The 20,271-nt window shown below is 69.8% G+C and carries 15 protein-coding genes; 8 read left to right on the plus strand and 7 right to left on the minus strand.

All coding sequences use genetic code 11. The features are described 5' to 3' along the window. Nucleotides 1–68: 68 nt before the first annotated feature. The gene (gene corA, locus AC3IX6_RS30375; RefSeq protein WP_489366365.1) at nucleotides 69–1,052 is read right to left on the minus strand and encodes a magnesium/cobalt transporter CorA; all 984 of its coding nucleotides are present in this window, start codon (nucleotides 1,050–1,052) and stop codon (nucleotides 69–71) included. Nucleotides 1,053–1,114: 62 nt separating this feature from the next. Between corA and AC3IX6_RS30380 the strand changes: the two genes are divergently transcribed. The 4 genes from AC3IX6_RS30380 to mshC all read left to right on the plus strand — a co-directional run bounded on the left by AC3IX6_RS30380 (nucleotide 1,115) and on the right by mshC (nucleotide 4,663). Further along, entirely contained in the window at nucleotides 1,115–1,837 is a 723-nt protein-coding gene (locus AC3IX6_RS30380) for a histidine phosphatase family protein (RefSeq protein ID WP_489366367.1), read from the plus strand. Between the two features lie 77 nt (nucleotides 1,838–1,914). Beyond that, nucleotides 1,915–2,505, plus strand: coding sequence for a DUF3090 domain-containing protein (locus AC3IX6_RS30385; RefSeq protein ID WP_243333987.1), 591 nt, complete (start codon nucleotides 1,915–1,917; stop codon nucleotides 2,503–2,505). Next, complete coding sequence (locus AC3IX6_RS30390) at nucleotides 2,502–3,314, plus strand: SCO1664 family protein (RefSeq protein ID WP_489366369.1); 813 nt, start codon at nucleotides 2,502–2,504, stop codon at nucleotides 3,312–3,314. The genes AC3IX6_RS30385 and AC3IX6_RS30390 overlap by 4 nt, the downstream gene beginning before the upstream one ends. Nucleotides 3,315–3,433: 119 nt before the next feature. After that, entirely contained in the window at nucleotides 3,434–4,663 is a 1,230-nt protein-coding gene (gene mshC, locus AC3IX6_RS30395; RefSeq protein ID WP_489366371.1) for a cysteine--1-D-myo-inosityl 2-amino-2-deoxy-alpha-D-glucopyranoside ligase, read from the plus strand. 140 nt (nucleotides 4,664–4,803) lie between these two features. Here mshC and AC3IX6_RS30400 read toward each other — a convergent pair whose 3' ends face one another. The 5 genes from AC3IX6_RS30400 to AC3IX6_RS30420 all read right to left on the minus strand — a co-directional run bounded on the left by AC3IX6_RS30400 (nucleotide 4,804) and on the right by AC3IX6_RS30420 (nucleotide 11,099). Beyond that, nucleotides 4,804–5,811, minus strand: coding sequence for a PAC2 family protein (locus tag AC3IX6_RS30400; RefSeq protein ID WP_489366373.1), 1,008 nt, complete (start codon nucleotides 5,809–5,811; stop codon nucleotides 4,804–4,806). Nucleotides 5,812–5,938: 127 nt separating this feature from the next. Beyond that, a complete protein-coding gene (locus tag AC3IX6_RS30405) occupies nucleotides 5,939–7,546 on the minus strand; it encodes a glycerol-3-phosphate dehydrogenase/oxidase (protein ID WP_389688273.1) in 1,608 nt (535 codons plus the stop codon). Nucleotides 7,547–7,591: 45 nt separating this feature from the next. Beyond that, nucleotides 7,592–9,118, minus strand: a complete 1,527-nt coding sequence (gene glpK, locus AC3IX6_RS30410) for a glycerol kinase GlpK (RefSeq protein ID WP_489366375.1) — start codon at nucleotides 9,116–9,118, stop codon at nucleotides 7,592–7,594. Nucleotides 9,119–9,196: 78 nt separating this feature from the next. Then, nucleotides 9,197–9,979, minus strand: coding sequence for an MIP/aquaporin family protein (locus AC3IX6_RS30415; protein WP_266910116.1), 783 nt, complete (start codon nucleotides 9,977–9,979; stop codon nucleotides 9,197–9,199). 352 nt (nucleotides 9,980–10,331) lie between these two features. After that, nucleotides 10,332–11,099, minus strand: coding sequence for an IclR family transcriptional regulator (locus AC3IX6_RS30420; RefSeq protein ID WP_489366378.1), 768 nt, complete (start codon nucleotides 11,097–11,099; stop codon nucleotides 10,332–10,334). A 263-nt stretch (nucleotides 11,100–11,362) separates the two neighbouring features. Here AC3IX6_RS30420 and metH point away from each other — a divergent pair, with 263 nt between their 5' ends. The 4 genes from metH (at nucleotide 11,363) to AC3IX6_RS30440 (ending at nucleotide 19,483) form a co-directional block, all read left to right on the plus strand. After that, the gene (gene metH, locus AC3IX6_RS30425) at nucleotides 11,363–14,872 is read left to right on the plus strand and encodes a methionine synthase (RefSeq protein ID WP_489366380.1); all 3,510 of its coding nucleotides are present in this window, start codon (nucleotides 11,363–11,365) and stop codon (nucleotides 14,870–14,872) included. Nucleotides 14,873–15,036: 164 nt separating this feature from the next. Next, the gene (locus tag AC3IX6_RS30430) at nucleotides 15,037–15,738 is read left to right on the plus strand and encodes an HAD family hydrolase (RefSeq protein ID WP_489366382.1); all 702 of its coding nucleotides are present in this window, start codon (nucleotides 15,037–15,039) and stop codon (nucleotides 15,736–15,738) included. Nucleotides 15,739–16,220: 482 nt separating this feature from the next. Next, complete coding sequence (locus AC3IX6_RS30435) at nucleotides 16,221–17,825, plus strand: ABC transporter substrate-binding protein (RefSeq protein ID WP_489366384.1); 1,605 nt, start codon at nucleotides 16,221–16,223, stop codon at nucleotides 17,823–17,825. A gap of 77 nt (nucleotides 17,826–17,902) precedes the next feature. Next, nucleotides 17,903–19,483, plus strand: a complete 1,581-nt coding sequence (locus AC3IX6_RS30440; RefSeq protein WP_489366386.1) for an ABC transporter substrate-binding protein — start codon at nucleotides 17,903–17,905, stop codon at nucleotides 19,481–19,483. A gap of 92 nt (nucleotides 19,484–19,575) precedes the next feature. Here AC3IX6_RS30440 and AC3IX6_RS30445 read toward each other — a convergent pair whose 3' ends face one another. Beyond that, on the minus strand, nucleotides 19,576–20,250 hold the full coding sequence (locus tag AC3IX6_RS30445; RefSeq protein WP_254384765.1) for a response regulator: 675 nt from the start codon (nucleotides 20,248–20,250) through the stop codon (nucleotides 19,576–19,578). Nucleotides 20,251–20,271: the final 21 nt, after the last annotated feature.

Here is a 20,271-nt window from a genome sequence, read left to right on the forward strand (position 1 = left end):
AATCAATCATCTAGGGCCGGGGCCGGGGCCGGGGCCGGCCGGGCCCGCGTCCGCGCGGACCTCTCCCGCTAGAGCCAGCCGCGGCGCTTGAACATCCGGTGCAGGCCCAGACACATGGCCACCATCACCAGGACCACCAGCGGATAGCCCCACCGGTGCTTGAGCTCGGGCATGTGCTCGAAGTTCATCCCGTAGATGCCCGCCACCATCGTCGGGACCGCCGCCATGGCCGCCCAGGCCGAGATCTTGCGCATGTCGTCGTTCTGCCGGACGCCCATCTGCGCCAGGTGCGCGGCCAGCGCGTCCGAGAGCAGCCGGTCCAGGCCCTCGACGTACTCGTTCGCCTTCGTCAGGTGGTCGGCCACGTCGCGGAAGAACGGCTGGGCGCGCTCGTGCACGAAGGGCACGTTCCCGAAGGCGAGCCGGTCCATCGGCTGGAGCAGCGGACTCGTGGCCCGGCGGAACTCCAGGACCTGCCGCTTGAACCCGTAGATCCGCGCGGCGGTGTTCTTGCTGTCCGCGGGATTCGGCGAGAAGACCTCCGCCTCCAGCTCCTCCAGATCCGCCTGGAGCTCGGCGGCCACCTCGATGTAGTGGTCCACCACCGCGTCCGAGACCGCGTACAGCACCGCCGTCGGGCCGTGCTTGAGCACCTCGGGATCCTGCTCCAGCCGATGGCGCACGGCGGCCAGCGCGGCCCCCTCGCCGTGCCGGACCGTGACGACGAAGGAGTCGCCGATGAACACCATCAGCTCGCCCGTGCTCACCGTGTCCGAGGAGTCGTCGTACATCACCGGCTTGAGGACCACGAACAGCGAATCGTCGTAGACCTCCATCTTCGGCCGCTGGTGCGCGGTCAGCGCGTCCTCCACCGCCAGCGGGTGCAGCCCGAACTCCTGGCTGACGTGCTCGAATTCCTTCTCCGTCGGCTCGTGCATGCCCACCCAGAGGAAGGCGTCACCGGTGGCCCGCGCCTCGTCGAGGGCATCGGAGAAGTCGTCGGGCGCCGCGGAGCGGCGGCCTTCGCGGTACATGGCGCAGTCCACAATCACTCGCGCATTGTTCCCTGCCCGGGCCCCGTCCGCACGCCGGCGTCACCGCATACCCTTCTGCCATGGCCACGCTGATCCTCGTACGACACGGGCGGTCCACCGCCAACACCGCAGGGCTGCTCGCCGGATGGACCCCGGGGGTGACCCTCGACGAGCACGGAGCCGCACAGGCCGCCGCGCTGCCCGGGCGGCTCGCCGCCGTGCCCCTCGCGGCCGCCGTCACCAGCCCGCTGGAGCGGTGCGCCGAAACCCTGGCCCCGCTGCTGGCCGCCCGGCCCGGTCTCGCGCTGCACACCGACGAGCGGATCGGCGAGTGCCACTACGGCGACTGGTCGGGCCGCAAACTCTCCGAACTGTCCGAAGAACCGCTGATGCGCATCGTCCAGCAGCACCCCTCGGCCGCCGCCTTCCCCGGCGGCGAGTCCATGCGCGCCATGCAGGCCCGCGCCGTGGACGCCGTCCGCGACTGGAACGCGCGGATCGAGGAGGAACACGGCACCGACGCCGTGTTCCTGATGTGCTCGCACGGCGACATCATCAAGTCCCTTGTCGCGGACGCCCTGGGCATGCACCTGGACCTCTTCCAGCGCATCCACGTCGACCCCTGCTCGGTCACCGCGATCCGCTACACGCCGACCCGCCCCTTCCTGCTCCGGCTCGGCGACACCGGCGACTTCGCCTCCTTCGCCCCCCGCGAAACCGCCTCGCCGGACGCCGCGGCGGCCCGCGGCGACGCGGAAGCGGGCGGCGAGGCGGTCGTAGGGGGTGGTGCGGGCGCGGTGTGATCGAACGGCGCAGTAGGGTGGACGGGCCAACCCATGGGCGCAGCCCTGCCCCTGCCGCCGACGCTTGGAGACTGGACGTGCCCCGTCAGGTGTTCCTCTACGACCCACCGGACCGTTTCGTGGCCGGCACGGTCGGCCTGCCTGGACGCCGTACGTTCTTCCTGCAGGCCTCCACCGGCCCCCGCGTCACCTCCGTCTCCCTGGAGAAGACCCAGGTGGCGGCGCTCGCGGAGCGGATGGAAGAACTGCTGGACGAGGTCGTGCGGCGCACCGGGGGCAATGCCCCCGTCCCGGCCGTGGCCCCCGCCGAAGCGACCGACACCGCCCCCCTCGACGTCCCCGTCGAGGAGGAGTTCCGCGTCGGCACCATGGCCCTGGCCTGGGACGGCGAGGACCAGCGCATGATCGTCGAGGCGCAGGCCCTCGTCGAGCTCGACGCCGACTCGGAGGAGGACCTCGCCGAGGCGGAGGAGCGGCTGCTCCAGGACGAGGAGAACGGCCCGCCGATGCTGCGCGTCCGCCTCACCGGCGCCCAGGCCCGGGCCTTCACCAAGCGGGCCCTGGACGTGGTCAACGCGGGCCGCCCGCCCTGCCCGCTGTGCAGCCTCCCGCTGGACCCCGAAGGGCACGTCTGCCCGCGCCAGAACGGCTACCGGCGCCAGGCGTGAACACAACGGGGGGAACGGCGGAACGGGAAGCACTGCTGGCCCACGGGGAACTCACCGTCGTCGGCCGGATCCGGGAGGCGTCCAACGCCGTCCTGCTGTGCACCGTCACGCACGGGGGCGTGAGCACCGACTGCGTGTACAAACCGGTCAAGGGCGAGCGCCCGCTGTGGGACTTCCCCGACGGCAACCTCGCCCAGCGCGAGGTCGCCGCCTACCTGGTCTCCGAGGCCACCGGCTGGGGGCTGGTGCCCCCGACCGTGCTGCGCGACGGACCGTACGGCGAGGGCATGGTCCAGCAGTGGATCGAGACCGGGGAGTCCCCGGAGGCGGAGCTGCTCGCGCTCGTGGACGGCGAGGAGGCGGGGGAGGGCTGGAGGCCCGTTGCCTTCGCCGAGGTCGGCGAGGGCCGCACCGCGCTCCTCGTGCACGCCGACGACGAACGGCTGCGCCGGATGTCCGTCCTCGACGCCGTGATCAACAACGGCGACCGCAAGGGCGGCCACCTGCTGCCCGCCCCCGACGGACGCCTCTACGGCATCGACCACGGCGTGACCTTCCACACCGAGGACAAACTGCGCACCCTGCTCTGGGGCTGGGCGGGGGAGCCGCTGACGGAGGAGGCGGGGTCCGTCCTGACCTCCCTGGACGCCGCCCTGGCCGCAGGGCAGCCCCTCGCCACCCGACTGGCCGAACTGGTCACCACCGCCGAGCTGGCCGCCGTACGGGCCCGCGTGGCCCTGCTGCTGCGCACCGGGAAGCACCCGCAGCCCTCGGGACAGTGGCCCGCGATCCCCTGGCCGCCCGTCTGACCGGGCCGGGGCCCGCGGCGGGTGGCAGCACAGAAGCAGCCATGGCGCAAGAGCGCCGATCAAGACAACAGTGCAGGTCCGGTTAGTTTTCGGAACACCCGTCCGGTTAGTCTCGAGACATGCATGCCTGGCCCGCTTCTGAGGTCCCCGCCCTGCCTGGCAAGGGCCGCGACCTCCAGATCCACGACACCGCGACCCAAGGGGCGATCACCCTCGCCCCCGGTCCCGTCGCCCGTATCTACGTCTGCGGGATCACCCCGTACGACGCGACGCACATCGGTCACGCGGCGACCTACAACGCGTTCGACCTCGTGCAGCGCGTGTGGCTCGACACCAAGCGGCAGGTCATCTACGTCCAGAACGTCACGGACGTCGACGATCCACTGCTGGAGCGGGCCCTGCGCGACAACCAGGACTGGACCGAGCTCGCCGAACGCGAGACGGCTCTCTTCCGTGAGGACATGACCGCCCTGCGGATGCTGCCGCCGCAGCACTACATCGGCGCCGTCGAGGCCATACCCGGCATCGTGCCGCTGGTCGAGCGGCTGCGGGACGCGGGCGCCGCCTACGAGCTGGACGGCGACGTCTACTTCTCGGTGGAGTCCGACCCGAACTTCGGCAAGGTGTCCAACCTGGACGCCGAGGCGATGCGGCTGCTGTCGGCCGAGCGGGGCGGCGACCCGGACCGGGCGGGCAAGAAGAACCCGCTCGACCCGATGCTGTGGATGGCGGCCCGCCCGGGCGAGCCGAGCTGGGACGGCGGCTCGCTGGGCCGCGGCCGGCCCGGCTGGCACATCGAGTGCGTGGCCATCGCCCTGGACCACCTGGGGATGACCTTCGACATCCAGGGCGGCGGCTCCGACCTGGCCTTCCCGCACCACGAGATGGGCGCCTCGCACGCCCAGGTCCTGACGGGCGAGTTCCCGATGGCCAAGGCGTACGTACACGCCGGGATGGTCGCCCTGCACGGCGAGAAGATGTCGAAGTCCAAGGGCAACCTGGTCTTCGTATCGGCGCTGCGCCGGGCCGGCGTGGACCCGGCGGCGATCCGCCTGGCCCTGCTCTCGCACCACTACCGCGCGGACTGGGAGTGGACCGACGAGGTCCTCGCGGAGGCGGTGGCCCGCCTGGAGCGCTGGCGCGCGGCCGTCTCCCGCCCCGACGGCGTCCCGGCCGACGACCTGGTCGAGGAGGTCCGCGAGGCCCTCTCCGACGACCTGAACGCCCCTGCCGCTCTCGCGGCGGTGGACCGCTGGGTCGAGCTCCAGATCGCCACCGACGGCGACGACGAGTCGGCCCCGGGTCTCGTGTCCCGCACGGTCGACGCGCTGCTGGGCGTGGCCCTGTAAGCAACTCCCGGAGGGGCTGGACTGCCGTCAGGCGATTCCAGCCCCTCCGGCGTTTGAGGAGCGGGGTCCGGGGCGGAGCCCCGGGATACGGAGAAAGGGCGGGGCGGGGAGAAAACTCCCCGCCCCGCCCCCTCACATGGCTACGCCTCCGGAGGCGTCTCGTCCTCGTCCGGCGAGGCCGCCGGGGGAGCCGGGGGCTCGTCCCCGGGCCCGGCAGGATCCGGCTTCCGCTTCGGCGCGCGCGGCAGCCCGCCGGAGGTGTCCCGCAGATACGACCCGTCCCCCGGCTCCGAGCCCGCGCCGGCGGACGGATCCCGCCGCCGCAGGTACCGCTCGAACTCCCGGGCAATCGCATCGCCCGAAGCCTCCGGCAGATCCGCGGTGTCCCGCGCCTCCTCCAGCGTCTGGACGTACTCCGCCACCTCGCTGTCCTCGGCGGCCAGTTGGTCCACACCCAGCTGCCACGCCCGCGCGTCCTCGGGGAGTTCGCCCAGCGGGATCCGGATGTCGATCAGATCCTCCAGCCGGTTGAGCAGCGCGAGGGTCGCCTTCGGGTTCGGCGGCTGGGACACGTAGTGCGGCACCGCCGCCCACAGGGACACCGCCGGCACTCCGGCATGGGTGCAGGCCTCCTGGAGGATGCCCACGATCCCGGTGGGACCCTCGTACTTGGTCTCCTCCAGGTCCATCGTCCGCGCCAGATCCGCGTCCGAGGTCACCCCGCTGACCGGCACCGGGCGGGTGTGCGGGGTATCGCCCAGCAGCGCCCCCAGGATGACGACCATCTCCACGCCCAGCTCGTGGGCGAAGCCCAGGATCTCGTTGCAGAACGAACGCCACCGCATGGACGGTTCGATGCCCCGCACCAGCACCAGATCGCGCGGTTTGGTCCCGCCGATCCGGACCACCGACAGCCGGGTCGTCGGCCACGTGATCTTCCGCACCCCGTTGTCCAGCCACACCGTCGGCCGGTTGACCTGGAAGTCGTAGTAGTCCTCGGCATCCAGAGCCGCGAAGACCTCGCCCTTCCACTCCCGGTCCAGGTGTGCGACCGCACCGGAGGCCGCGTCACCCGCGTCGTTCCAGCCCTCGAACGCGGCCACCATGACCGGGTCGATCAGCTCGGGCACGCCCTCAAGCTCGATCACCCAGGTCTCCTTCCGAAGTTCCCTTGTGTACGTGGGTCAGCCTAAGCCTTGATGAGGCACCGGCCACAGCCCACGACAGAGGGGCGGTTCCCCCTGGAACCGCCCCTCTGCCCGTTCACGGCACTGCTTATGCCTTGCGGGCCAGCATCTCCTCGACCCGGCCGCGCACTTCGGCGCTGTCCAGACCGCGGACCGTCACCGTCGTACGGCGGCGCAGCACGTCGTCCGCCGTCTCGGCCCACTCGTTGTCCCGGGCGTAGGCGACCTGCGCCCAGATCTCCGGCCCGTCCGGGTGGATCCGCTCGGCGAGTGCCGGGTCCTCGTTGGCGAGGCGCGCGATGTCGAAGGCCAGCGAACCGTAGTGCGAGGCCAGGTGGCGCGCGGTCAGCGGGTCCATCCGGGAGCCCGGCTCGCGGTCCACGAGCAGCCGGTGCGCCACCGCGTTCGGGTTGGCGACACCGGGCAGCGCGATCCGTCGTACGAGGGACTTCACCGGCTCCATGTCCTCGGTCAGCGGGCTGCCCGGCAGCTTCGCCAGCTTGTCCATGACCACGCGGCCGATGTGCCGGTACGTGGTCCACTTGCCGCCGGCCACCGACAGCATGCCGCCCGCACCCTCGGAGACGACCGTCTCGCGCTTGGCCTTCTCCACCCCGCCGGGGCCGCCGGGCAGCACGCGCAGGCCCGCGAAGGCGTACGTCATCAGCGAGCGGTCCAGGTCCGCGTCCTTCACCGAGAAGGCCGCCTCGTCCAGGATCTGCTGGATGTCGCCCTCGGTGGCGCGCACGTCCGCCGGGTCGCCCTCGTACACCTCGTCCGTGGTGCCCAGCAGCAACTGGTCCTCCCACGGCAGGGCGAAGGTGATGCGGTACTTGTCGATCGGGGTGGCCATGGCGGCCTTCCACGGCGACTTGCGCTTCATCACGATGTGCGCGCCCTTGGAGAGGCGGATGGACGGCATCGAGTGCTTGTCCTCCATGCGCCGCAGGTGGTCCACCCACGGGCCGGTGGCGTTCAGCACGACACGGGCGTCCACACCGAACTCGGTGCCGTCCAGGCGGTCCTTGAGCTCGGCGCCCGAGACCCGGCCGCGCGTCATGCGCAGACCGGTGACCTCGGCGTGGTTCAGGACGACCGCGCCCGACTCGACGGCCGCGCGGACCGTCATCACGGCGACGCGCGAGTCGTTCATCTGGTGGTCGTAGTAGACCGCGACGGCCTTGAGGTTGTCCGTCTTCAGGCCCGGGTTGTCGGCGGCGGCACGGGCCGGAGAAATGATCTTGCCCATGCCGTCGCCGAAGGCCGACAGCGCCGAGTACGCGAACACGCCCGCGCCCAGCTTCGCCGCGCCCACCGGACCGCCCTTGTACACCGGGAGGTAGAAGGTGAGCGGGTTGACCAGGTGCGGGGCCACGTCCTTGGCCAGTACCCGGCGCTCGTGGTGGTTCTCGGCGACCAGCTTGACCGAACCGGTCTGCAGGTAGCGCAGGCCGCCGTGGACGAGCTTGGAGGAGGCCGAGGAAGTGGCGCCGGCGAAGTCGCCGGCGTCCACCATGGCGACCCGCAGACCCGACTGCGCGGCATGCCAGGCCACCGAGGTGCCCAGGATCCCACCGCCGATGACCAGCAGGTCGTACGTGGCCTTCGCCAGCTGCTCACGGGTCTCGGCGCGGCTCGCGTTCGAACCGGCGGTCGGGTGCGTACCCAGGGTGGGAACGCTCTGCAGGGTGCTCATATCCGTTGACTCCTACTTACTCGTCGCAGTGCGCCGGCCGTGCGGTCAGCTGGCGTCTTCGTCGTCGACCCAGCCCATGGACCGCTCGACGGCCTTGAGCCAGCTCTTGTATTCGCGATCCCGCTGCTCGGCGGGCATCCGCGGGGTCCACTCCGCCGCGCGGCGCCAGTTGGCGCGCAGGGCGTCGGTGTCGGGCCAGAAGCCGACGGCCAGGCCGGCGGCGTAGGCGGCGCCGAGGCAGGTGGTCTCGGCGACCATCGGGCGCACCACGGGGGCGTCCACGAAGTCGGAGAGGGTCTGCATCAGCAGGTTGTTGGAGGTCATGCCGCCGTCGACCTTGAGGGCGGCGAGCTCGACGCCCGAGTCCTTGGTCATGGCGTCGGTGATCTCGCGGGTCTGCCAGGCGGTGGCTTCCAGGACGGCACGGGCGATGTGCGCCTTGGTGACGTACCGGGTGAGGCCGGCGATCACGCCGCGGGCGTCGGAGCGCCAGTACGGGGCGAACAGGCCGGAGAAGGCGGGCACGAAGTACGCGCCGCCGTTGTCCTCGACGGAGGAGGCCAGGGTCTCGATCTCGGCCGCGGTCTTGATCATGCCCATCTGGTCGCGCATCCACTGGACGAGCGAGCCGGTGACGGCGATGGAGCCTTCCAGCGCGTAGACCGGCTTCTGGTCGCCGATCTGGTAGCCGACGGTGGTCAGCAGGCCGCTGTAGGAGTTGATGATCTTGTCGCCGGTGTTCATCAGCATGAACGTTCCGGTGCCGTACGTGGACTTCGCCTCGCCCTCGGCGAAACAGGTCTGGCCGAACAGCGCGGCCTGCTGGTCGCCGAGCGCCGAGGCGACCGGGACGCCGGCGAGGACGCCCTCCTTGACGTGGCCGTAGACCTCGGCGGAGGACTTGATCTCCGGGAGGACGTTGAGGGGCACGTCCATGGACTCGGCGATCTTCTCGTCCCAGGCCAGGGTGTGCAGGTTCATCAGCATGGTGCGCGAGGCGTTGGTGACGTCGGTGACGTGCACACCGCCCTGGGCGCCGCCGGTCAGGTTCCAGATGACCCAGGAGTCCATCGTGCCGAAGAGGATGTCCCCGGCCGCGGCGCGCTCGCGCAGGCCCTCGACGTTGTCGAGCAGCCAGCGCACCTTGGGGCCGGCGAAGTAGCTCGCCAGCGGCAGGCCGGTCTCGCGGCGGAAGCGGTCCTGGCCGACGTTGCGGCCGAGCTCCTTGCACAGGGCGTCGGTGCGGGTGTCCTGCCAGACCAGCGCGTTGTGGACCGGCTCGCCGGTGTGGCGGTCCCACAGCAGGGTGGTCTCGCGCTGGTTGGTGATGCCGACGGCCTTGACGTCGGCGGAGGTGATCTCAGCCTTGGCCATGGCCCCGGCGACGACCTCCTGGACGTTGGTCCAGATCTCGGCGGCGTCGTGCTCGACCCAGCCGGGCTTCGGGAAGATCTGCTCGTGCTCCTTCTGGTCGACGGCGACGATGCGGCCGTCACGGTCGAAGACGATGCAGCGGGAGGAGGTGGTGCCCTGGTCGATCGCGGCGATGAAGGGGCCGGTGCTGGTGGTCATGGTGGCTGCTCCTGGCAGGTGTCGAAGTAGGCGGAATCAGAATGGCGGTGCGGATGGTGCCGTGGTGCCGATTGCTGATCAGGCGAACGCGATGTTGTACAGACCGCCGGCGAGCGCGGCGCCCGCGAGGGGGCCGAGCACCGGGATCCAGGAGTAGCTCCAGTCCGAGCCGCCCTTGTTGGGCAGCGGCAGCAGGGAGTGGACGATGCGCGGGCCGAGGTCGCGGACCGGGTTGATGGCGTAGCCGGTCGGGCCGCCCAGCGAGAGGCCGATGCCGACGACGACGAACGAGGTGATCAGGACGCCGATGACGCCGAGGCCCTTGCCGTCGTCCTGGAGGCCCTGGGTCAGGATGGCCAGGACCAGGACGGCGGTGCCGATGATCTCGGTCGTCAGGTTCTGGACGACGTTGCGGATCTCGGGGCCCGTGGCGAAGATCCCGAGCACCGGGCCGGCCACGTCGTGCGGGTGCGGGTCCTCGGGGCCGAGCTTGGCGTCGCGGATGTGCTCCGGGTCGGCCAGGTGCGCCCGGAACTGTCCGTAGTAGGCGAGCCACATCAGGACCGCGCCGATCATGGCGCCGAGCAGCTGGCCGGCGAAGTAGACCGGCACGTCGCCCCAGGCGCCGTCCTTGATGGCGATGCCGACGGTGACCGCCGGGTTGAGGTGCGCACCGGAGAGCGGCGCGGAGACGTAGGCGGCGATCAGGACGGCGAAACCCCAGCCGAAGGTGATCGCGAGCCAGCCGGCGCCCCGGGCCTTGGAGCTCTTGAGCGTCAGTGCGGCGCACACGCCGCCACCGAGCAGGGTGAGCAGGGCGGTACCGATGGTCTCGCCGATGAAGATGTCGGAGCTGGACACCCGCGACTCCTTTGTCGTTCAGGGGTGGTGGCCGCCGGGTCCCTCCGGCGATCCACGCACTCGGTGAGTGCTGCACCGGTCCTTGGCCTTGCCACACCCTAACGCGTATTGCCGGTAGGTGTTCGGCAATGCCGACCGATGAACGGCAGTTTTCCGCCCAGGTGAAGCGGGCGTCAAGGGTTGGCCAGGCCAATGAGCCGGATTGTTACCGGTCGGTGTGATCGAACAAATCGCGCCAATAAGTGATCATCAAACGCCAAAAACCACCCAAATGCCACTTTAGCGTGGCTCTTGGGTGGCTCTTGGGTGGCTCTTGGGTGGTCAAGGCAGACCGATGGGCGTCAGGCCAAGGTCAGAACCGGCCCGCCCCGAGATCGCGCGAAACCGACCGCGCGCAGTCCCGTACGGACGCCACCAGGGACGCCCGCGGCTCCCCGGACTCCCCGCACACCCGCTCCACGGCGCCCGCGACGGCCACCGCGCCGACCGGCATCCTGCGCCGGTCGTGGATGGGGGCCGCGATCGAGGCGATCCCGTCCCAGGTCTCCTCGACGTCGTCCGCCCAGCCCCGGGCCCGGATCAGCCCCAGCACCTCCTCGAAGGCGGTGCCGTCGGTGACCGTACGGGGGGTGAAGGCCTCCCGCTCCACCTCCAGGACCTGGGTGTGCGCCACCGGGTCGTACGCGGACAGCACCTTGCCCAGGGCCGTGGAGTGCAGCGGCTGCATGGCCCCCACCTCCAGCACCTGACGGCTGTCGTCGGGCCGGAACACGTGGTGCATGATCAGCACCCCGCTCTTGTGCAGCACCCCCACGTACACGCTCTCCCCGCTCGCGCGGGCCAGATCGTCCGTCCACACCAGGGCGCGCGCCCGCAGCTCGTGGACGTCCAGATAGCTGTTGCCCAGGCGCAGCAGTTCCGCACCGAGCTGGTAGCGGCCCGAAGCCGGGTCCTGCTCCACGAAGCCCTCGGCCTGCAGCGTGCGCAGGATCCCGTGGGCCGTGCCCTTGGCCAGCCCCAGGGAAGAGGCCACGTCCGAGAGCCCCAGCCGGCGCTCGCCGCCCGCCAGGAGCCGCAGCATCGCAGCGGCTCGTTCGAGCGACTGGATGTTCCGTGCCATCGCGCAGCCTCCTGCTGACGTAGTTCGACAATGCTGAACACTATCGGTCGATGCCGACTTCGTGCATGGCGAGTGACGAGTGTCCGGGGCCGAACCGTCCAAGACACCCCGGCCGAAAGCCGCCATCCCCCGGGCACAGAATGCAGTCCGCCACGTGGGACGCCCTCACCGGGGCCGGGTGTGCACCGTTACCCTGGCCGCGTGCACCCTTGACACAGAGGGGGTGCAAAGCCGACAGCCGTCGCATCCCAGGGAGCTCAACCATGGCCTCGTTGCCGAACCCGCCCGCAGACACCCAGACCCGGGCCGATGCCCTCCGCCAGGCACTGGCGACCCGCGTGGTCGTCGCCGACGGAGCCATGGGAACCATGCTCCAGGCCCAGGACCCCACCCTGGACGACTTCGAACAGCTCGAAGGCTGCAACGAGGTCCTCAACGTCACCCGCCCCGACATCGTGGCCAACGTGCACCGCGAGTACTTCGAGGCCGGCGTCGACTGCGTCGAGACCAACACCTTCGGCACCAACTACGCCGCCCTCGCCGAGTACGACATCGCCGACCGCAACCACGAGCTGTCGGTCGCCGGCGCCCGGATCGCCCGCGAGATCGCCGACGAGTTCACCGCCTCCACCGGACAGCAGCGCTGGGTCCTCGGCTCGATGGGCCCCGGCACCAAGCTGCCCACCCTGGGCCACATCGACTACGGCACCATCCGCGACGCCTACCAGATCAACGCCGAAGGCCTGATCACCGGCGGCGCCGACGCGCTCCTCGTGGAAACCACCCAGGACCTCCTGCAGACCAAGTCCTCCATCGTCGGCGCCCGCCGCGCCATGGAAGCCCTCGGCGTGTCCGTCCCGCTGATCTGCTCCGTGACCGTGGAGACCACCGGCACGATGCTCCTCGGCTCGGAGATCGGTGCCGCGCTCACCGCGCTGGAGCCCCTGGGCATCGACATGATCGGCCTGAACTGCGCCACCGGCCCCGCCGAGATGAGCGAGCACCTGCGCTACCTCGCGCGGAACTCCCGTATCCCGTTGTCCTGCATGCCCAACGCGGGCTTGCCGGTCCTCGGCAAGAACGGCGCGCATTACCCGCTGTCCGCGAGCGAGCTCGCCGATGCCCAGGAGACCTTCGTCCGCGAGTACGGACTCTCCCTGGTCGGCGGCTGCTGCGGCACCACCCCCGAGCATCTGCGCCAGGTCGTCGAACGCGTCCGCGGCCTGAACCCGGCCGTCCGCGACCCGCGCCCCGAGCCCGGTGCCTCCTCGCTCTACCAGACCGTCCCGTTCCGCCAGGACATCTCGTACATGGCGATCGGCGAGCGCACCAACGCGAACGGGTCGAAGAAGTTCCGCGAGGCCATGCTCGAAGCCCGCTGGGACGACTGCGTGGAGATGGTCCGCGACCAGATCCGCGAAGGCGCGCACATGCTCGACCTGTGCGTGGACTACGTCGGCCGCGACGGCGTCGCCGACATGCAGGAGCTCGCCGGCCGCTTCGCGACCGCCTCCACCCTGCCCATCGTCCTGGACTCCACCGAGGTCCCCGTCCTGCGGGCCGGCCTGGAGAAGCTCGGCGGCCGCGCCGTCATCAACTCCGTGAACTACGAGGACGGCGACGGCCCCGAGTCCCGCTTCGCCAAGGTCACCCAGCTGGCCCAGGAGCACGGCGCCGCGCTGATCGCCCTGACCATCGACGAGGAGGGCCAGGCCCGCACCGTCGAGCACAAGGTCGCCATCGCCGAGCGCCTCATCGAGGACCTCACCGGGAACTGGGGGATCCTCGAGTCGGACATCCTCATCGACACCCTGACCTTCACCATCTGCACCGGCCAGGAAGAGTCCCGCAAGGACGGCATCGCCACGATCGAGTCGATCCGCGAGCTCAAGCGCCGCCACCCCGACGTCCAGACCACGCTCGGCCTCTCCAACATCTCCTTCGGCCTCAACCCGGCCGCCCGCGTCCTGCTGAACTCGGTCTTCCTCGACGAGTGCGTCAAGGCCGGCCTGGACTCCGCGATCGTCCACGCGTCCAAGATCCTGCCGATCGCCCGGTTCGACGACGAGCAGGTCACCACCGCCCTCGACCTGATCTACGACCGGCGCGCCGAGGGCTACGACCCCCTGCAGAAGCTGATGGCCCTCTTCGAAGGCGTCAACACCAAGTCGATGAAGGCCGGCCGCGCCGAGGAACTCCTCGCCCTGCCGCTCGACGAGCGCCTGCAGCGCCGCATCATCGACGGCGAGAAGAACGGCCTGGACGCCGACCTCGACGAGGCCCTGCAGACCCGCCCCGCCCTCGACATCGTCAACGACACCCTCCTGGAGGGCATGAAGGTCGTCGGCGAGCTGTTCGGCTCCGGCCAGATGCAGCTCCCCTTCGTCCTCCAGTCCGCCGAGGTCATGAAGACCGCGGTGGCCCACCTGGAACCGCACATGGAGAAGAGCGACGACGAGGGCAAGGGCACCATCGTGCTGGCCACCGTCCGCGGCGACGTCCACGACATCGGCAAGAACCTCGTCGACATCATCCTGACCAACAACGGCTACAACGTGGTCAACATCGGCATCAAGCAGCCGGTCTCCGCGATCCTCGAAGCCGCGCAGGAACACAAGGCCGACGTCATCGGCATGTCCGGCCTGCTGGTCAAGTCCACGGTGATCATGAAGGAGAACCTGGAGGAGCTCAACCAGCGCAAGCTGGCAGCCGACTACCCGGTCATCCTCGGCGGCGCCGCCCTCACCCGCGCCTACGTCGAACAGGACCTCCACGAAATCTACGAGGGCGAAGTCCGCTACGCCCGCGACGCCTTCGAAGGCCTGCGCCTCATGGACGCCCTCATCGCCGTCAAGCGCGGAGTCCCCGGCGCCAGCCTCCCCGAACTCAAGCAGCGCCGCGTCGCCAAGCGCGACACTCCCGCACTCGTCGAGGAGGCCGAAGAGCCCGGCGGCCGCTCCGACACCTCCACCGACAACCCCGTCCCCACCCCGCCGTTCTGGGGCACCCGCGTCGTCAAGGGCATCCCGCTCAAGGACTACGCCTCCTGGCTCGACGAAGGCGCCCTCTTCAAGGGCCAGTGGGGCCTCAAGCAGGCCCGCGCCGGCGGCGCCACCTACGAGGAACTCGTCGAGAGCGAGGGACGCCCCCGGCTGCGCGGCCTCCTCGACAAGCTGCACACCGAAAACCTCCTCGAAGCCGCCGTCGTCTACGGCTACTTCCCCTGCGTCTCCAAGGGCGAGGACCTGATCATCCTCGACGAAGCCGGCAACGAGCGGACCCGCTTCACCTTCCCGCGCCAGCGCCGCGGCCGCCGCCTGTGCCTCGCCGACTTCTTCCGCCCCGAAGAGTCCGGCGAGACCGACGTCGTCGGCCTCCAGGTCGTCACCGTCGGCTCCAAGATCGGCGAGGCCACGGCCAAGCTGTTCGAGTCCGACTCCTACCGCGACTACCTGGAGCTCCACGGCCTCTCCGTCCAGCTCGCCGAGGCCATGGCCGAGTACTGGCACGCCCGCGTCCGCGCCGAGCTCGGCTTCGGCGGCGAGGACCCCGCCCAGGTCGAGGACATGTTCGACCTGAAGTACCGCGGCGCCCGCTTCTCCCTCGGCTACGGCGCCTGCCCCGACCTGGAGGACCGCGCCAAGATCGCCGACCTCCTCCAGCCGGAGCGCATCGGCGTCCACCTCTCGGAGGAGTTCCAGCTCCACCCCGAGCAGTCCACCGACGCCATCGTCATCCACCACCCCGAAGCGAAGTACTTCAACGCACGCTGAGACCCACCTCAGCGCACGCCGAGACGTAATTCGACGCACATCGAGACGGACCGGCGTACACTAGTCGGTCCCATACAGGCCGGTCACCTGTTCCCCCGGGCACGCCCCCGGAGGCGAGGTGACCGGCCTTCTCGTCCCCAACGGACCCCCGGAAAGGTGCGCGCATGACGAGCACAGTCCCCGCCCCCGTCGCCCGTACGGCCGACGGACACGCCCTGCAGGCGGTGCTGCTCGACATGGACGGCACCCTCGTCGACACCGAGGGATTCTGGTGGGAGATCGAGGTCGGAGTCTTCGGCGAACTCGGCCACCGCCTCGACGAATCCTGGCGCGACGTCGTCGTCGGCGGCCCCATGACCCGCAGCGCCGGCTTCCTCATCGAATCCACCGGCGCCGACATCGGCCTCGCCGAACTCACCGTCCTGCTCAACGAGCGCTTCGAAGCCCGCATCGCCGACCGCGTGCCCCTCATGCCCGGCGCCGAACGCCTCCTGAGCGAACTGGCCCGGCACAACGTCCCCACCGCCCTGGTCTCCGCCTCCCACCGGCGCGTCATCGACCAGGTCCTCCTCACCCTCGGCCGCGACCGCTTCACCATGACCGTCGCCGGCGACGAGGTCACCCGCACCAAGCCGCACCCCGACCCCTACCTCCTCGCCGCCCACACCCTCGGCGCCCACCCCTCCCGCTGCGCCGTCATCGAGGACACCGCCACCGGCGTCGCCGCCGCCGAAGCCGCCGGATGCAGGGTCGTCGCCATCCCCTCCGTCGGCCGGATCGCACCCGCCCCCGGCCGCACCATCGTCAGCTCCCTCGAAGACGTCGACCTGCCCTTCCTGCGCTCCCTCATCACTCCGCTGAACTGACCGCGCACGCTCCGTACCGGGAGATCCGCCCCCAGGACCAAGGTCCCGCGGGCAGATCTCCCGCGCACTTCCCCGGAGGCCGAAATTCCATCCCTACCGGGTGAGTTGTCCCAGGTGACCTTTGTCACCCGCAAAGACCCCTTCGCACCACTGCGCGCCCTCCCGCACCACCCCTTGTGTCCCCATTGATCAGCACCTGACCGAATCTGCGCACCACCCCGCGCACACCCCCCGGTCAACTCCCGCAACAGAGCGACAACACCCCCGCGCCACACGGTTCAAGCCACCCCTCCGCAGGCCACTAATGTCGATCCGGGCACTGCGCCGCACCTCAGCCGTCCCGGACACACACCCCTGTCTCCGGAACCGCGTGGACCGATCGTCACACCACCGGCCCGATCGTTCCGCCCAGAACGGGCGACCGCCGCGATGCCCTCCACGCCAGCTTTGAACAAGTGCCGGGTCGAGGGAGTACTTCCAGCATGAACCGCAAGACCATGGTGCTGACGGCAGCCGCCGGACTGCTCACCCCCGCGCTGACCGCCTGCGGCAGCACCAGCGGCGCAGGAGCGGGATCCGGAACGATCGTCGTCGGCACCACCGACCGGTTCGAGGCAGCCGAATACGCCCCCGCCCCGCTCGACCCCGCCTACGCCTACGACGCCGGCACCTGGAACATCCTCCGCCAGACCGTCCAGACGCTGATGCACACCCCGCGCGGCGGCGGCCAGCCCGTCCCCGAAGCAGCGCACAACTGCCGCTTCACCGACACCGGCAACGAGAGCTACCGCTGCGTCCTGCGCCCCGGCCTCACCTTCGCCGACGGCAGCCCCCTCACCGCGCAGGACGTCAAGTTCTCCATCGAACGCGTCCTCGCCATCAAGGACGAGAACGGCCCCTCCTCGCTGCTCTCCACCATCGACACCGTCGAGACCAAGGGCGCCGACACCGTCGTCTTCCACCTCAAGACCGCCGACGCCACCTTCCCGCAGAAGCTCTCCACCCCCGCCGCGGGCATCGTCAGCGCCAAGAAGTACGACGCCAAGAAGCTCCGCACCGGCTTCACCGTCGACGGCTCCGGCCCCTACACGATGAAGGCCGAGGTCAAGGACAACCGCCTCGTCCGCGCCGTCTTCACCAAGAACCCGCACTACAAGGGCGACCTGAAGCTCCAGAACGACAAGGCCGAACTGCGCGCCTTCGACGACTCCGACGCCATGGGCAAGGCCCTGGAGCGCGGCACCGTCCACATGGTCTCCCGCACCCTGTCGCCCGCCCAGATCGCCGAGCTCTCCGCCAAGCCCCCCAAGGGCATCAAGCTCGTCCCCATGCCCGGCCTGGAGATCCGCTACATCGGCTTCAACACCGACGCCCCCGGAGTCAAGGACAAGGCCGTACGCCAGGCCCTCGCCGCAGCCGTCGACCGTAACGCCCTCATCACCAAGGTCTACGGCAAGTCCGCGCAGCCCCTGTACTCACTGGTCCCCACCACCGTGAGCGGCCACGTCAACTCCTTCTTCAACAAGTACGGCGAAGCCAACACCGCCAAGGCCGCCGACCTGCTGAAGGCCGCCGGGATCAAAACCCCGGTCAAGCTCACCCTCAACTACACCAACGACCACTACGGCGACGGCACCGCGGCCGAGTTCGAAGCCCTCAAGACCCAGCTGAACTCCACCCAGCTCTTCGACATCACCGTCCAGGGCGCCGACTGGGCCGCCTTCAGGCCCGCCCAGAAGAAGGGCGACTACGCCGCCTACGGGCTCGGCTGGTTCCCCGACTACCCCGACGCCGACAACTTCCTCGCCCCCTTCCTGGAGCAGGACAACTTCCTCGGCACGCCGTACGCCAACACCACGGTGCGCACCAAGCTCATCCCCGAATCGCGCCGCGCCGTCGACCGCGGCGTCGCCGGACCCGCGATCGCGGAGATGCAGGACATCGTCGCCGAGGACGTACCCGTCCTGCCCCTGTGGCAGGGCAAGCAGTACGTCGCCGCACGCGACGGGATCACCGGAGTGGAGTGGTCGGTCAACGCCATCTCCGACCTCCAGCTGTGGGAACTCGGCCGCGGCGTCAGCGGCTGACACCCCGGCACCAGGCCCCTGTGCCACCTCCCGGCACCAGAACCAGACGAGCCAGTAAGACTGAGAAGGATGTTCGCGTGAAGACCAGGAACCAGTGGTTGGCAGCCCCCCTCGGAGCGGCCACCGCCGCCGCGCTGCTGAGCGGTTGCGGTGCGACCGACGGCTCCACCGCCGGCAGCGGCAAGGGCGTCGTCATGGGCATATCCGACAAGGTGAAGGCCACCGACCCCGCCTCGGGCTACGACCCCGGCTCCTGGCTGCTCTTCAACAACGTCTTCCAGTCCTTGCTCAGCTTCCCCAAGGGCGGCACCAACCCCGAACCCGACGCCGCACAGTCCTGCGGCTTCGAGGGCGGCGAGAGCAAGACCTACGTGTGCAACCTGCGCGGCGGCCTGAAGTTCAGCAACGGCAACAGCCTCACCGCCAAGGACGTCAAGTACTCCTTCGAGCGCACCCTCAAGATCAACGACGAGAACGGCCCCGCTGTCATGCTCGCGTCGATCGGCACCATCGACACCCCCGACGACAAGACCGTCGTCTTCCACCTCAAGGCCCCCGACGCGACCTTCCCCAGCAAGATCGCATCCGGCGCCGGCTCCATCGTCGACCACACCCAGTACCCCGCGGACAAGCTCCGCACCGACGGCAAGGCCTTCGGCTCCGGCGTCTACAAGCTGGACTCCATCAACGACAAGAGCGCCGCCTTCTCCGTCAACGACAGCTACAGCGGCAAGGCCAAGCCGAAGAACAGCGGCGTCACCATGAAGTTCTTCAACGAGGACCAGGCCGCCCTCAAGAAGGTCCTCGAAAGCGGAGACGTCGACTTCGCCTTCCGCGGCCTCGCCGCCAAGGACATCGCCGGCCTCGCCACCCAGACCGGCGACCAGAAGGTCGAAGTCGTCCAGGGCGCCGGCGCCGAAGTCGAACACCTCGTCTTCAACACGGCCGACCCCGTGGCCGGAAAGCTCCCCGTCCGCAAGGCCATCGCCTACCTCGTCGACCGCGAAGCCCTCGTCCGCGAGGTCTACGACGGCACCGCCACCCCGCTCTACTCCATCGTCCCGGCCGGCATCGCCTCCCACACCACCGCCTTCTTCGACCGCTACGGCGGCACCCCCCAGCCCGAGAAGGCCAAGGCCACCCTCCGCGCAGCCGGCATCAAGGACAAGGTCAAGATCACCCTGTACTCGACGCCCACCCGCTACGGCCCCTCGACCGACCAGGAATTCCAGCTCATCGCCAAGCAGCTCAACGACAGCGGCCTCTTCGAAGCCGACGTCAAATCCGTCGAGTTCGAGCAGTACGAAAAGGACATCCAGGAAGGCAAGTACGGCGTCTACGTCAAGGGCTGGGTCCCCGACTACCCCGACGCCGACAACTTCACGCAGCCCTTCTTCGGCCCCGACAACGTCCTGCACAACAACTACGACAACAAGGAGATCACCGGGACGATCATCCCGTCGACCTCCGCCAAGTCCGACCGCTCCTCCGCCAGCGGCGACTACGCCCGCCTCCAGGACATCGTCGCCGACGAGATCCCGCTGCTCCCGCTCTGGCAGAGCAAGCAGTACGCCGTCACCCGCCCGAACGTGACCGGCCTGCAGTGGTCCCTCGACGCCTCCACCGTCTTCCGCTTCTGGGAGATCAGCAAGGGCTGACCCACCCCTCCACGGCAACGGCAACGGGCCCGCCTCCGCACCAAGCGGAAGCGGGCCCGTACCCGTACCTGCGAAACAGCGAACCGAGCAGCCTACTGACCGGCCCCCGGACGCACCAGACCACTCTCGTACGCGTACACCGCCGCCTGCACCCGGTCACGCAGACCCAGCTTCGTCAGCACATGACCCACATGCGTCTTCACCGTCGTCTCGCTCACGAACAGATCCGCCGCGATCTCCGCATTCGACAACCCCCGGGCCACCAGCTTCAACACCTCGACCTCACGCTCCGTCAACGAAGCGATCATGTCCGGAACGCTGTCCTCACCCGACGGCAGATGGCCCGCGTACTTGTCCAGCAACCGCCGCGTGATGCTCGGCGCCAGCATCGCCTCGCCACCCGCCACCACCCGGATCGCCTGCACCAGCTCCGCCGCCGGCGCGTCCTTCAGCAAGAACCCGCTGGCCCCCGCCCGCAGCGCCTCCACCACGTACTCATCCAGATCGAACGTCGTCAGCACCAGCACCTTCGCCGGACCGTCCCGCCCCGGACCCGTGATCTGCCGCGTCGCCTCCACCCCGTCCATCCGCGGCATCCGGATGTCCATCAGCACCACATCGGGCTGCAACGCCCGCACCTGGTCCAACGCCTGCAGACCGTCCCCGGCCTCACCGACCACCGCCAAATCCTGCTCGGCCTCCAGAATCATCCGGAAACCGGTGCGCAGAAGCGGCTGATCGTCGACCAGCAGTACGCGGATCGCCACGTGGTCTACCTCGAATCCATA

This window comes from Streptomyces sp. GL_141 (assembly GCF_057834385.1).

What these genes read in the sequence shown, in the direction of transcription:
- AC3IX6_RS30380 (WP_489366367.1), top strand. Translation starts at nt 1,115, where the DNA reads ATGGCCACGCTGATCCTCGTACGACACGGGCGGTCCACCGCCAACACC.
- mshC (WP_489366371.1), top strand. Translation starts at nt 3,434, where the DNA reads ATGCATGCCTGGCCCGCTTCTGAGGTCCCCGCCCTGCCTGGCAAGGGC.
- AC3IX6_RS30405 (WP_389688273.1), bottom strand. Translation starts at nt 7,546, where the DNA reads ATGAGCACCCTGCAGAGCGTTCCCACCCTGGGTACGCACCCGACCGCC.
- glpK (WP_489366375.1), bottom strand. Translation starts at nt 9,118, where the DNA reads ATGACCACCAGCACCGGCCCCTTCATCGCCGCGATCGACCAGGGCACC.
- AC3IX6_RS30420 (WP_489366378.1), bottom strand. Translation starts at nt 11,099, where the DNA reads ATGGCACGGAACATCCAGTCGCTCGAACGAGCCGCTGCGATGCTGCGG.
- metH (WP_489366380.1), top strand. Translation starts at nt 11,363, where the DNA reads ATGGCCTCGTTGCCGAACCCGCCCGCAGACACCCAGACCCGGGCCGAT.
- AC3IX6_RS30430 (WP_489366382.1), top strand. Translation starts at nt 15,037, where the DNA reads ATGACGAGCACAGTCCCCGCCCCCGTCGCCCGTACGGCCGACGGACAC.
- AC3IX6_RS30435 (WP_489366384.1), top strand. Translation starts at nt 16,221, where the DNA reads ATGAACCGCAAGACCATGGTGCTGACGGCAGCCGCCGGACTGCTCACC.